Consider the following 13,229-nt stretch of genomic DNA (forward strand, 5'->3'; position numbering starts at 1 on the left):
CCGCCAGAAAGTCGCAGGTATCAGGCCTCGCCCGCGAGGTCCGGGCGCGCCACGCCTCGGGGATACTGCTCCCGATAGCGCGCCAGCCAGACGGCCCCGGCCGGATCTTCCCAGGCGTGACGGTGCAGCAGCGCCATGCCGTCCGGATCGTTCAGCAGGCGCCAGCGCGCCGCCTCGGCATCCGCGCCATCGGGCCCGGCGGCCAGCACCTTGCCCAGGCGCTGCTCGCGTAGATGTTCCGCCGACGGCACGACCTTGGCGTGACGCGCACGGGCCATGGCGCAGACCAGCGCGTTGTACAGCGGATCGACCACCGCGACGAGGAAGCCTTCGCGCAGCGCGTTGGCCTGGTTTTGCTGCTGGTACAGGTCGGTATTGGCCAGCTCGGTGGGCGGTGCGTATTCCTCCGGGATCAGGAACAGCTTGCTGCGCCGCGCAGCCAGGCCTAGACCGGTTCGGCTGGTGATCACCGAGACCGGCGCCGACAGGATCAGCGACACCACGATCGGCGCCAGCCACCAGAGAAAGGCTGCATCCAGCCAGGCGACCAAGGCCGTCCAGAGCACACCGATGACAATCTGCGAGCCGTGCCGGCGCAGCGCTTCGCCCCAGGGGGTGGCGTCGTCGCCGCGCTGCGGCGATTTCCACTGCACCGACCAGCCGAGGAACGCGGCGGTGACGAACACGCTGTGAAAGAGCATGCGCACCGGCGCCAGCAGCACCGAGAACAGCGTTTCGATCAGCATCGACAGCACCACCCGCAGCCGCCCGCCATAGGCCTGGGCGCCCTGGATGCAGACCAGCAGCACACTGAGCAGCTTGGGCAGGAACAACAGCGTCATGGTCGCGGAGAACAGCGCGATGGCTTCCTGCGGATGCCAGCGCGGCCACAGCGGGTAGAGCTGGTTCGGCTGCAGGAAGTACTCCGGCTCCATCAGCGTATGGATCGCCAGCAGGCCGGTGGACAGCAGCAGGAAGAGGAACCACAGCGGCGCCGACAGGTAGGACATCACCCCGGTGAGGAACACCAGGCGATGCACCGTGTGCACGCCGCGCACCATGAACAGGCGGAAGTTCATCAGGTTGCCGTGACACCAGCGGCGATCGCGCTTGAGCTCGTCGAGCAGGTTCGGCGGCAGCTCTTCGTAGCTGCCCGGCAGGTCGTAGGCGATCCACACGCCCCAGCCGGCACGGCGCATCAGCGCGGCTTCGACGAAGTCGTGGGAAAGGATCGCCCCGGCGAACGAACCGGTGCCGGGCAACGGCGCCAACGCGCAATGCTCGATGAACGGCTTCACGCGAATGATCGCGTTGTGGCCCCAGTAATGCGATTCACCCAGCTGCCAGAAGTTGAGCCCGGCGGTGAACAGCGGACCGTAGACGCGCGTGGCGAACTGCTGCAGCCGCGCATAGAGGGTGTCCATGCCCGACGCCTTGGGCGCAGTCTGGATGATGCCGGCGTTGGGGTTGGCCTCCATCAGTCGCACCAGGCTGGTCAGGCATTCGCCGCTCATCACGCTGTCGGCATCCAGCACCACCATGTAGCGGTAGCTGCTGCCCCAGCGACGGCAGAAGTCGTCGATGTTGCCGCTCTTGCGCTTCACCCGGCGCCGACGGCGACGGTAGAAGATGTGGCCGAAGCCATCCACCGCACGGCACAGCTCGACCCAGGCCTTCTGCTCGGCGACGCAGGTATCCGGGTCGTTGCTGTCGCTGAGCACGAAGATGTCGAAATGCTCGAGTTCACCGGTTGCCTTGAGCGACTCGTAGGTCGCGCGCAGCCCCGCGAACACACGCGGCACATCCTCGTTGGCGATCGGCATCACCAGCGCCGTACGCGCCTCGGCCGGTATCGCTTCGTTGCCCGGACTGCTGGCCGAGATGCTGTAGCGGTCCTTGCCGCGCAGCAACTGGAAGAAGCCCATCAGTGCGGTCCAGAAGCCCACCGAGACCCAGCAGAACAGCAACGCGAAGAGCAGCAGAATGCTGGTCTGCACCACATACGGAAGGATCTGCCGAGCCGATTCGGACAGCGGCTGGACGAACACTTCCTGCATGTCGACCAGGAACCAGCCCTGGTAAGGCAGCACCGCCTTCATCTGCCAGGTGGCGAAGGCGGTCTGGCCGAGCATCAGCACCAGCAACGCCGCGCGGCGCAGGGCGGCAACGCGGCGCCAGCGTGCCTCGTCGAGCGGCTGCGGGCTGGGTTCGACCTTGCGCCGCGGGATCGCCCGACCCAGCAGCCGGCGCCAGCCGCGGCGCAGGATATTGGTATGCCAGGGCTCCGGGACCATGCGCGTACGCACGATCGGCGGGGTCGACTGCACATAGGCGCGCCCCTGGTGATCCTCGGCGATCACCCCGGCGCGGTCGAACAGATCGCCCCAGCCCAGCCGCAGTCGCGCGACCACCGAGTCCAGCAGACGCCGCGACGGGCTGCGCGGCGTGGCGGTCTCGGCAGACAGTTCGTCATGCAGCGCGAACAGGCCGCCCTGCTCCGCCGCCTGCCGGTATCTGGCCGGGTCCTCGGCTTCGTTCAACGCCAGGCCATCGCAATAGCTTTGCGTCAGGCCATTCACTGCATGCTGCTCATTCATGGGGAGGAATCTGGTAGGTCCAGGTTTCGGAAAGGGTCTTGTCACCATCGACCAGCGCCGCACGCATCTCGACCGGGCGCGCCGGGTCGCGCACCTTCACGCGCAGCGTCAGGCGCCAGCCCTTGGTGACGGTGTTGTAGCGCAGGCTGTTTTCCACCAGCTCGGCGTTGTCATCGACGCTGACGCGCGTGCTGACCGGCGCATCCTCGGCGAGCTTCTCCAGCACCGGCCCGACGAAATCCACGATCAATGCGGTGCTGCCGTCGGGCTGGCGGATCAGGTTGGCCTGTTTGACGTCGCCGGTGGAGATACGGGTCTGCTGCACCCACGCCAGCTCAGGATCATGCAGGCTCGGCTCGTCCATGGAGAAATGCAGGCGGTATTCCAGATCCAGCGACTGGCCGGGCTCAGGCTGCTTTTCCGGCGACCAGAAAGCAACGATGTTGTCGTTGGTCTCGTCAGGCGTCGGGATCTCGATCAGCTCGACGTGGCCCTTGCCCCAGTCGCCGCGGGTCTCGACCCAGCCGCTCGGGCGCAGCTCGTATCGGTCGTCCAGGTCTTCGTAGCGGTTGAAGTCACGGGTGCGCTGCATCAGCCCGAAGCCGCGCGGGTTCTCCACGCTGAACGCACTGACGGCCAGACGCTTCGGATTGTTCAGCGGGCGCCAGATCAATTCGCCATTGCCGGCATGGATCGCCAGACCCTCGGAATCATGCAGCTGTGGACGGAAGTTGGTGACGCTGCTCGGCTGGTTGGCGCCGAACAGGAACATGCTGGTCAGCGGCGCAATGCCCAGCTTGCCGACCTGCTCGCGCAGGAACACCTTGGCCTGCACGTCCAGCGTGCTGTCCTTGCCCGGCGTCAGCACCATGCGATAGGCGCCGGTGGCGCGCGGCGAATCGAGCAGCGCGTAAATCACCAGATTGCGCCGATCAGGCTGCGGCCGCTCGACCCAGAATTCGCGGAAACGCGGAAACTCCTCGCCGACCGGCAGCGCCGTGTCGATCGCCAGCCCGCGCGCAGAAAGTCCGTACCACTGCCCCTTGCCGATGACGCGGAAATAGCTGGCGCCGAGCAGGGTCATCACCTCGTCCTGCTTGTCCTTCTTGTTCAGCGGATAGAGCACCTTGAAGCCGGCGAAGCCCAGCCCGTCCAGCGAAGCCGGGTCGATGTCGACGCCGCCGAACTCGAACATCGAGGGGTCGTAGCGAATCTCGCGTACTTTCGTCGCGGTGATTTCATTGATGCGCACCGGCGTGTCGAAGTGCATGCCCTGGTGATAGAAGTGCAGATGGAACGGCGTCTCGACGTCCTTCCAGTAGGCATGTTCCGGGTTGAAGCGCAGGCGCTGGTAGTCGGCGAATGCCATCTTGCGGAAGTCGTCGGGCAGGTTGCTGACCGGCTCCTCGTAACGACTGGCTGCCAGCTCCTGCGCCCGCTTGGCCACATCATCCAGACTGAACGCCAGCGCACTGCCGGCCATCAGCATGCACAACCCACCTGCCAGCCCCGCCAGCATGCGCGCCGGATGGGCACCCGTATTGCGTTGAAAAATGCGTAACACACCGCCTCCGAATTACACGTTTGTGCAGAGTTCGCTCTGCTTCGCTGTGGTGAATCGCCTGACTCCAGCCGTTGCGCCGCGCGCGGCGAGCGCGACGGCGATGCCGGACTGCATGCGGTTCGCCATACAGAAAACTTCTTACAACAGCTCGAAACGCGCGCTTTGCACGGCCCGGGAATCGAGCCCCAGCTGCACTTCGAATTCACCGGGTTCGGCCACGAAGTCGAGCCGGGCGTCATGGAACCTGAGGTCCTCCTCGCCCAGACTGAAGCGCACCACCCGCGTCTCGCCCGCCTCGAGGCTGAGCTTTTCGAAGCGTTTGAGCTCCTTGACCGGACGCACTGCGGAGCCGACCAGATCCTGCAAATAGAGCTGCACGACGGTCGCACCGGCGCGCGCGCCGCGGTTCTTTACCGTTACGCTGACCTCCAGGCGCTGCCCACGTTTCAATTTGCGCTGGGAAAGTTGCGGTTTGGACACTTCGAAATCGGTATAGCTCAGGCCATAGCCGAACGGGTACAGCGCCCCGTTGGGCTCCTCGAAATACTGCGAGGTGTAGTTGCCCGGACGACCCTCGACATAGGGACGGCCCAAGCGTGGATGGTTGTAGTAGGTGGGAATCTGCCCCACCGAACGCGGAAAGGAGATCGGCAGCTTGCCGGAGGGGTTGTGTGCGCCGAACAGCACGTCGGCAATGGCATTGCCGCCCTCGGTACCGGCAAACCAGGTTTCCAGCAGCGCATCGGCATGCTCCCTGACCCAGCCCAGCTGCAGCGGGCGACCATTCATCAGCACCACCACCAGCGGTTTGCCGGTGGCAACCAGGGCTTCGAGCAGCGCCTGCTGGCTGGCCGGCAAGGTCAGACTGGTCCGGCTGGACGATTCGTGGGACATGCCTCGGGCCTCGCCCAGGGCGGCGACAATCACATCGGCGTCGCGGGCTGCACCCAGCGCTTCGTCGATCATCGCCTGCGGCGACCGTGAATCCTGGACCACTTCCGGACGGTCCCAGTTGAGGAAATTCAGGTACTCGATCATGCCGGCATCGTCGGTCACGTTCGAGCCACGGGCATGGATGACCCGGCCGGACTCGCCAATCGCTGCCTCCAGGCCTTGGCGCAGCGTCACCGTCTGCGCGGCCACACCGGCGGCCGACCAGCTGCCGAGCATGTCGACATGGGAATCGGCCAGCGGGCCGATCAGGGCGATGCGGGCATCCTTGCGCAGCGGCAGGGTCCGCTCACGGTTCTCCAGCAGCACCAGCGACTCGCGCGCGACCTGGCGGGCCGCCTCGCGATGCAGGCGACTTTCGGCATTGACCTCGGCAGGGTCGTCCGCCGCCCGGCCGATGCGGCGATAGGGATCATGGAACAGGCCGAGGTCGTACTTGGCGCCGAGGACGCGAGCGACCGCCTGGTCGATCAGCTCGATCGATACCTCGCCGCGCTCGACCAGGCCGGGCAGCTCCTGCAGATAGAGTGAGTCGTGCATGCTCAGGTCGATGCCCGCCTCGATCGCCAGGCGCGCGGCCTCGCGGCCATCACGGGCCACGCCATGGCGCAGCAGCTCGTCGATGGCACCGTGATCGCTGATGGTCAGCCCGCGAAAGCCCCAGTCGTCGCGCAACAGATCACGCAACAGCCAGCGGTTGGCGCTGGCTGGCACGCCGTTGACTGTGTTCAGCGCCACCATCACGCCACCAGCGCCGGCATCGACCGCCGCACGGTATGGCGGCAGGTAGTCCTGGTACATGCGCTGCGGGCTCATGTCGACCACGTTGTAGTCACGCCCGCCCTCCACCGCACCATACACGGCGAAGTGCTTGACGCTGGCCATCACGCTGTCCGCGGCGCTCAGGCGCTCGCCCTGATAGGCGCGCACCAGCGTGCCGGCGATCTGCGAGACCAGGTACGGATCCTCGCCGAAGCCCTCCGAGGTCCGCCCCCAGCGCGGGTCGCGGGTGATGTCGACCATCGGCGCGAAGGTCAGGTCGAGGCCATCGGCACTGGCCTCGCTGGCCGACACCCGACCACTCAGGGCGATGGCCTCCAGATCCCAGCTCGACGCCAGCGCCAGGCTGATCGGGAAGATGGTGCGATGGCCATGAACCACGTCATAGGCGAAGAAGATCGGAATGCCCAGTCGGCTGCGCAAGGCCGCGTCCTGCATGGGGCGGTTGTCGGCTCGGGTCACCGAATTGAAGGTGGCACCGATGCGGCCGGCCGCGATCTCCTCGACGATGCGCTCGCGCGGCATGTCGCCACCAATGCTGATCAGCCGCAGCTGGCCAATCTTCTCCGCCAGGGTCATGCGCTCGAGCAGGGTCTCGATCAATGCCTGCCGGTCATCCAGCGGCAGCGCGGGCTGTGCCACGCAGGCGAAGGAGCCCATTGCGCTGGCAAGCAGGACAAACGGCAACAGCCTTTTCATCATCACAACCCCATTCCCTATCAACCGATCAGCCACACACAGGCACACCCATCGCGCCGGCCGTGAAGACCGATCGCAATGGGTTAGAGCGTTTTTTTAAAGTTCGATGGTGCCGTCGAGATACAGCACGGCCTGCCCGGCCACCATCACACGATCCGCTTCGACCCGGCAGTGCAGGATGCCCGTGCGCGCCGACGCCTGCAGCGCCACCAGTTCGTTGCGTCCCAGCCGCTCGGCCCAGTACGGCGCAAGCCCGGCATGGATGGAGCCGGTGACCGGGTCCTCGTCGCCGCCGTTGGCTGGCCAGAAATAACGCGAGGCGAAATCCTGCTCGCGCCCCGGCGCGGTCACTACCACATCCAGTGGCGCCAGCGTGCGCAGTGCCTGCAGATCGGGCGCCAGCGCGCGCACCTGCTGCTCGTCGCGATAGACCGCGAACCATGCCTGGCGATTGCGCAGCACCGCTTCCGGCTCGGACCCAAGCCCCTGCAACAACGCAGCCGGCGGCTCGGCAACGGGTTCCGGCGCACGATTGGGGAAGCTCATTTCCAGCAGACCGTCGGCCCGCCGCTGCACGGTCAGATCGCCCACGGCAGCGGCGCGAAAGGTCAGCGGCGCCTGGGCCAGCCCCTGCTCCAGCAGCACGAAGGCGCTGGCCAGCGTGGCATGGCCGCAGAAATCGATTTCGGTGAGCGGCGAGAACCAGCGGATATGAAAGGCCCCGTCCGCCTCGCGAACGAAGAAGGCCGTCTCGGAAAGGTTGTTTTCAGCGGCGATGGCTTGCATCAGCTCGTCCGGCAGCCAGGCTTGCAAGGGGATCACCGCCGCGGGATTGCCCCGGAAACGTTCAGCAGTGAAAGCATCGACCTGGAACATCCGCAATTTCATGGTTTGCACCCTGTGCACGGTCAAGCGACCGCCGCCTACTCTAACGGGTCTGACGGGGTGCTAGCCAGTGGCGCGTGAGGGTCTCAACGCCGCCGCAGCCGCGGCCTGCACGGGAATGCCTAGCAGGCGGCGTCAACCGAGAGCAAACGGCAACAGCAACGCGATCAGAATGCCCAGCAGGCTCATGCCCAGCGCAGCGAAGGCGCCACATTCGTCACCTTCCTCCAGCGCCCTGGCGGTACCGATGGCATGGGCGTTGAGGCCATAGCTCAGGCCTCGCGCGGCGGGATGCTCGACCCCGGCCCAGCGCAGCAGCAGCGGTCCCAACGCGGTGCCGATGACACCGGTCAGCATGACGAACACTGCCGCCAGCGAGGCCAGGCCGCCGAGCTGCTCGGCCACCAGCATGGCGATGGGCATGGTCGCGGACTTCGGCGCCAAGCTCATCAGCACCGGCAGCTCTGCGCCCAGCGCCCAGGCGATCGCCAGCGTCAGTACCACGCTGAGCACGCCGCCGACCGCCAAGGTGATGACGATCGGCCAGAACAGCTGCTGGATACGCTTGAGATGTCGATGCAGCGGCACGGCCAGCGCCACGGTCGCAGGTCCCAGCAGCATGGCGACCAGCGAAGCGCCTTCGCGGTAACGCGCATATTCGAGGTCCACCAGGGTCAGTGTGCCGACCACCAGCAGCATGCCCACCATGACCGGTTGCAGCACCAGCCAGCCGCTGCGGCGATAGAGCATCAGCGCCAGCTGAAAGGCGATCAGCGTCAATGCCACGGCGAACAACGGATGGACCACGATCGCCGCCCAGGCGGTGCGCCAGTCGAATACGCTCATGCCTGATCCTCCCGCTGGCGGTCGAGTCGGCGGATCAGCCGCTGCATCAGCCAGCCGCAGAACGGCACGGTGATCAGCAGCGACAACACCAGCCCGGCGGCGATCGCTGGCAGGTCATCCAGCAGTGCGCCGGCGCTGGTCATGATGCCGGCGGCCGGCACGATCAGCAGCAGCGGCAGATACTGCAGCAGCAAGGCCGCGGTCTTCTCCAGCGACTCCGGAATGCTGCGGCGCAATAGCAACAGGCCGAACAGCAACAACATGCCGATGATCGGCCCCGGCAGTGCCGGCAACAGCACCAGGTTGATCAGATTGCCGAGCAGCTGCAGCAGCACGAGCCAGGTCAGGCCTTGGAGAATCATCGGCGGTGCTCCCTCGGCAGCATTGGATGAGTCATGCGTTCGCTCCTCTTCATTCGGCAAAAGGCCTCGACTATGGCCGGCCTGGCGGCGACAGAACAGCATCAGATGCACACGAAAAAAGCGGATCAGTCGATCCCGACAGCTTCCGCTGATGCAGGTCAACGCCTAGCGATGCCTGCGTTCCGACAGCGCTGCCGCGATTCATCTGATCCGTATTTAGCCGTCACATCTGAGTCTGTTATGCATGGACCTCGACGGGGATCATCCGCCTCGCCTGAACTGCCTATGGGGCGAAAGCCAATGACCGACCGCATACCCGCGCGGATCATCGAAACCGTTGATCCCAGCCAGCCGATCCGCCTGACGCCCGCCCAGAGCGGCGGGCCCATTCATACGCGCAGTTTCAGCGGACGTTTCCGCAACCTGCGCCTGTTGGGCGGCGCCCTGCTGATGCTGCTCTACTTCGGCACCGTCTGGCTGAACTGGAACGGGCGCCAGGCGGTGCTGTGGGACCTGGACCGGCAGCAGTTCCACATCTTCGGCGCCACCTTCTGGCCGCAGGATTTCATCCTGCTCTCGGCGATCCTGATCATCGCCGCGTTCGGCCTGTTCTTCATCACCGTGCTGGCCGGGCGCATCTGGTGCGGCTACGCCTGCCCGCAGAGCACCTGGACCTGGATGTTCATGTGGGTGGAAAAGATCACCGAAGGCGATCGTCTGCAGCGCATCAAGCTCGATGCTGCGCCCTGGTCCGCCACCAAGCTGCTGCGCCGTGCCGCCAAGCATGTGCTATGGCTGGCGATCAGCCTGGCCACCGCGCTGGCCTTCGTCGGCTATTTCACCCCGGTACGCGAACTGGTGACCGACCTTGCCCGCTTCGAGGTCGGTGCCACCACCGCTTTCTGGCTGCTGTTCTTCACCGCCGCGACCTACATCAACGCCGGCTGGCTGCGCGAACAGGTGTGCCTGCACATGTGCCCCTACTCGCGCTTCCAGAGCGTGATGTTCGACGCCGACACCCTTCTCGTCTCCTACGACACAGCCCGCGGCGAGAACCGCGGTGCCCGGCGCAAGGGCAGCGACCCGCGAGCCCAGGGCCTCGGTGACTGCGTCGACTGCACGCTGTGCGTACAGGTCTGCCCCACCGGCATCGACATCCGCGACGGCCTGCAGCTGGACTGCATCAGCTGCGGCGCCTGCATCGACGTCTGCGACAGCGTCATGGACCGCATGGGTTACGCCCGCGGCCTGCTGCGCTACACCTCCGAACGTGCGCTCAAAGGCGGCGCCACCCGCCTCTTGCGCCCGCGCCTGATCGGTTATGCCGTGGCAATGACGGCGATGATCGCCGCCTTCATCTGGGCACTGGAGGCGCGGCCGCAGCTGCAGCTGGACGTCACCCGCGACCGCACCCTGTACCGCGAGAACATGCAGGGGCAGATCGAGAACATGTATCGCCTCAAGCTGATCAACAAGACGCAGCAGCCGCGCCGCTACGCGCTGGCATTGGAAGGCGGGCCGTTCGCACTGCAGGGACAGCGGGAGATCGCCCTGGCCCCGGGCGAGATCGCCGACCTGCCGGTCAGCGTTGCGCTGCTCGACAACGCCCGCGACTTCAGCCGCGAGCTGCGCTTCGAGGTCAGCGACCTGGCCGAGCCGAGCAGCCGGGTGAGTACACCGAGCACCTTCGTTGCCCCCTTCGCGGCGCTGCGCCAGTAGACTGGCCATGCCCAACCGCAACGGCCCGGACACGATGAAGCGCTACGAGAAATTCGCCGACGAGATTGCCGAACTGATCCGCAGCGGCGTGCTCGCGCCGGGAGAAAAGGTGCCCTCGGTGCGCCACGCCAGCCGCACCTACGGCGTCAGCCCGTCCACCGTGTTCCAGGCCTACTACCTGCTGGAAGACCGCGGGCTGATCCAGGCGCGGGCGCGTTCGGGCTATTTCGTCCGCGAACATGCCAAGCGCCCGCTGCACGAACCGGACATCAGCAGCCGCCCGGCGGAAACCACCGAGGTGGGCGTCAGCGAGCTGGTCTTCTCCGTGCTCGCCTCGCTGCGCGATCCGGCCACCGTACCCTTCGGTTCGGCCTTTCCCAGCCCCGAGCTGTTTCCCCTGCAACGGCTCGCACGCTCGATGGCGCAAAGCGTGCGCGACATGCCGGCACGCGAAGTGATCGCCGAGATGACCGCGGGCAACCCGGACCTGCGCCGGCAGATCGCCCTGCGCTACATGGTCAGCGGCGTGATGCTGCCGATGGACGAGCTGGTGATCACCACCGGTGCGATGGAAGCGCTGAACCTCTGCCTGCAGGTGGTGACGGAGCCGGGTGACCTGGTGGCGATCGAGTCGCCGGCGTTCTACGCCACGCTGCAGGTGCTGGAACGGCTCAAGCTCAAAGCGGTGGAAATCCCCGTCCACCCGCGCGAAGGCATCGATCTGGAGATTCTCGCCGATCGCCTGGCGCACCTGCCGATCAAGGCCTGCTGGTTCATGAGCAGCCTGCAGAACCCCCTGGGCGCGAGCATGGGCGAGGCTAAGAAGCAGCAGCTCTACGAGCTGCTGCAGCGCCATCAGGTGCCGCTGATCGAGGACGACGTCTACGCCGAGCTGTACTTCACCCGCGAGCCGCCGAAGCCGGTGAAGAGCCATGATCGCGAAGGCCTGGTGATGCATTGCGGTTCGTTTTCCAAGAGCCTGGCGCCCGGCTACCGGGTCGGCTGGGTCGCCGGCGGGCGCTACGCCGAGCAGATCACCCGGCTCAAGCTGATGACCACCATCTCCCCTTCCGTGCCGGCGCAAGCCGCCATCGCCGACTACCTGCAGCATGGCGGCTACGACCGCCACTTGCGCAAGCTGCGTCACGCGCTGGAGATGCAGCAGGACGCGATGCTCGCCTCCGCGGCCCGCCATTTCCCGGCGAGCACGCGGGTTACGCAGCCCAGTGGCGGCTACTTTCTCTGGTTCGAATTTCCCGAGCAGGTGGACTCACTGCAGCTGCTGCAACTGGCGCTGGCCCAGGGTATCAGCCTGGCGCCGGGGCCGATCTTCTCGGCGACCCAGCGCTTTCGCAACTGCGCGCGGCTGAACCATGGCCATCCATGGGACGCCCGCAGCGAGCAGGCGATGGAGCTGCTGGGCAGGATGCTGAAATCGTTTTGAGGTCAGTCGCAATCCACCGGCTGCTGCCCGCGGCCGCTCTTCATCAGATACATGCGCTCATCGGCCCGCTTGAGCAGCTGGGCCTCCGCATCACCATCTTCGGGATAGAGCGCAGTGCCGATGCTCAAGCCGATATCGAGACTGTGCGCGGCGATCTGCATCGGCTGCTCGAAGGCCACGCGGATCTTCTCGACGACGCGGCGGGCATCCTCTGCCTCGGCAATGCTTTCCAGCAGCACCACGAACTCATCGCCGCCCAGCCGTGCCACGGTATCGGTGTCGCGCACGCAGTGCGTGAGGCGATCCGCCACTGCACGCAGCAGCTGGTCGCCGCCGCTGTGGCCGTAGGTATCGTTGACCTGCTTGAAGCGATCCAGATCCACATAGAGCAAGGCGACGCGTCCGCCATTGCGCCGCACCCGTGCCAGGGCCGTGTCCAGGCGATCGCGAAAACAGGCGCGGTTCGGCAGGCCGGTGAGTTCGTCGTACTGTGCCATTCGGTGCAGGCGCGCATACAGCTGCTTGCGCTCGATTGCCGTGACCACCTGCATCGAGACGAACTGCAGCAGCTCCTGATCCTTCTCGGTGTAGGGCGCCGCCGTGCTCTTGAGCAACAGCACGCCGATCACGCCCTCGCTCGAACTGAGCGGCACGCCCAGCCACCAGGCATGGAGATCGCCGTCTGCGAGCGGAAGCGCCAGGGCACGCATCGAGTCCGCATTGAAGCGCAACGGCTGCGCGCCATGCAGAACGGAAAAGCACAGGGACGCCGCAGGTTCCGCTGGCAGACCGGTCGAATCGAGCGCCAGCGCCTGGTAGGGATAAGTCAGCTCGCCGCTGGCGGCATTGCGAATGGCGACGATGAAATCGTCCACCGGTAGCAGCTGGGCGATGGTCAGATGGATCTGCTGATACAGCGCCGCGAGGTCCTTGGCCCCGTGCGCCGCCTCGGAGATCGAATAGAGCGCTGCCTGCATCGCTTCGGACTGCTTGCGCTGGGTGATGTCGCGCGCCACGCCGATGCGCAGCTTGTTATCGGTCGACCAGCAGGCTGACCACATGATGTGCACGACACCGCCGTCCTTGCGCACGTAGCGGTTCTCGAAGTGCAGCAGCGGCTGATCGGCCATGACCTCCTTGGCGGCCGCCAGGGTACGGGCGCGGTCTTCGGGATAGACCATCTCGATCATGCGCTTGCCGAGCATCTCCTGCGGCGTATAGCCGAAGATGCGCTCGCAGGCGGCGCTGGCGTAAACGAAGTTGCCCTGCGCATCGACAACGCAGATCGCATCCAGTAACAAATCGACGACACTTGCCAGGGGCTCGCAGCTATCCGTCTTCACAGCGGCAGACCTACTTCGGCCATTGGGCGCAGGCCGGAC

General features: G+C 66.0%; 9 protein-coding genes. 2 read left to right on the plus strand and 7 right to left on the minus strand.

From position 1 onward, the window contains the following. Positions 1 to 20: 20 nt before the first annotated feature. The 6 genes from mdoH to NAO55_RS04540 form a co-directional block, all read right to left on the minus strand. Positions 21 to 2,597 carry a glucans biosynthesis glucosyltransferase MdoH gene (gene mdoH, locus NAO55_RS04515; RefSeq protein WP_180981636.1) on the minus strand — a complete coding sequence of 859 codons (2,577 nt, stop codon included), beginning with the start codon at positions 2,595 to 2,597 and terminating at the stop codon, positions 21 to 23. Next, a complete protein-coding gene (locus NAO55_RS04520; RefSeq protein WP_102840104.1) occupies positions 2,590 to 4,116 on the minus strand; it encodes a glucan biosynthesis protein G in 1,527 nt (508 codons plus the stop codon). The genes mdoH and NAO55_RS04520 overlap by 8 nt, the downstream gene beginning before the upstream one ends. A gap of 183 nt (positions 4,117 to 4,299) precedes the next feature. Beyond that, positions 4,300 to 6,591: a beta-glucosidase BglX gene (bglX, locus tag NAO55_RS04525; RefSeq protein ID WP_102840405.1), complete on the minus strand. Its 2,292-nt coding sequence runs from the start codon at positions 6,589 to 6,591 to the stop codon at positions 4,300 to 4,302. Between the two features lie 96 nt (positions 6,592 to 6,687). Further along, positions 6,688 to 7,467 carry a PhzF family phenazine biosynthesis protein gene (locus NAO55_RS04530; protein ID WP_102840103.1) on the minus strand — a complete coding sequence of 260 codons (780 nt, stop codon included), beginning with the start codon at positions 7,465 to 7,467 and terminating at the stop codon, positions 6,688 to 6,690. A 144-nt stretch (positions 7,468 to 7,611) separates the two neighbouring features. Continuing rightward, positions 7,612 to 8,322 carry an LrgB family protein gene (locus NAO55_RS04535; RefSeq protein WP_102840102.1) on the minus strand — a complete coding sequence of 237 codons (711 nt, stop codon included), beginning with the start codon at positions 8,320 to 8,322 and terminating at the stop codon, positions 7,612 to 7,614. After that, on the minus strand, positions 8,319 to 8,684 hold the full coding sequence (locus NAO55_RS04540; protein WP_003300577.1) for a CidA/LrgA family protein: 366 nt from the start codon (positions 8,682 to 8,684) through the stop codon (positions 8,319 to 8,321). Before NAO55_RS04540 ends, NAO55_RS04535 begins: the two co-directional genes overlap by 4 nt. A gap of 300 nt (positions 8,685 to 8,984) precedes the next feature. On the opposite strand from NAO55_RS04540, the gene ccoG reads away from it, so the two are divergent. Together ccoG and mapR are read left to right on the plus strand one after the other, a co-directional pair. Next, complete coding sequence (gene ccoG / locus NAO55_RS04545; protein ID WP_102840101.1) at positions 8,985 to 10,403, plus strand: cytochrome c oxidase accessory protein CcoG; 1,419 nt, start codon at positions 8,985 to 8,987, stop codon at positions 10,401 to 10,403. A gap of 34 nt (positions 10,404 to 10,437) precedes the next feature. Continuing rightward, positions 10,438 to 11,847, plus strand: a complete 1,410-nt coding sequence (mapR, locus tag NAO55_RS04550) for a GntR family transcriptional regulator MpaR (RefSeq protein WP_102840404.1) — start codon at positions 10,438 to 10,440, stop codon at positions 11,845 to 11,847. A gap of 2 nt (positions 11,848 to 11,849) precedes the next feature. Here the strand turns inward: mapR and NAO55_RS04555 are convergent, their stop codons facing one another. Then, positions 11,850 to 13,190: a sensor domain-containing protein gene (locus NAO55_RS04555; protein ID WP_102840100.1), complete on the minus strand. Its 1,341-nt coding sequence runs from the start codon at positions 13,188 to 13,190 to the stop codon at positions 11,850 to 11,852. Positions 13,191 to 13,229: the final 39 nt, after the last annotated feature.

Source organism: Stutzerimonas frequens (genome assembly GCF_024448335.1).
Lineage (GTDB): Bacteria > Pseudomonadota > Gammaproteobacteria > Pseudomonadales > Pseudomonadaceae > Stutzerimonas > Stutzerimonas frequens.

What these genes read in the sequence shown, in the direction of transcription:
- mdoH (WP_180981636.1), bottom strand. Translation starts at nt 2,597, where the DNA reads ATGAATGAGCAGCATGCAGTGAATGGCCTGACGCAAAGCTATTGCGAT.
- NAO55_RS04520 (WP_102840104.1), bottom strand. Translation starts at nt 4,116, where the DNA reads ATGCTGGCGGGGCTGGCAGGTGGGTTGTGCATGCTGATGGCCGGCAGT.
- bglX (WP_102840405.1), bottom strand. Translation starts at nt 6,591, where the DNA reads ATGAAAAGGCTGTTGCCGTTTGTCCTGCTTGCCAGCGCAATGGGCTCC.
- NAO55_RS04530 (WP_102840103.1), bottom strand. Translation starts at nt 7,467, where the DNA reads ATGTTCCAGGTCGATGCTTTCACTGCTGAACGTTTCCGGGGCAATCCC.
- NAO55_RS04535 (WP_102840102.1), bottom strand. Translation starts at nt 8,322, where the DNA reads ATGAGCGTATTCGACTGGCGCACCGCCTGGGCGGCGATCGTGGTCCAT.
- NAO55_RS04540 (WP_003300577.1), bottom strand. Translation starts at nt 8,684, where the DNA reads ATGATTCTCCAAGGCCTGACCTGGCTCGTGCTGCTGCAGCTGCTCGGC.
- ccoG (WP_102840101.1), top strand. Translation starts at nt 8,985, where the DNA reads ATGACCGACCGCATACCCGCGCGGATCATCGAAACCGTTGATCCCAGC.
- mapR (WP_102840404.1), top strand. Translation starts at nt 10,438, where the DNA reads ATGAAGCGCTACGAGAAATTCGCCGACGAGATTGCCGAACTGATCCGC.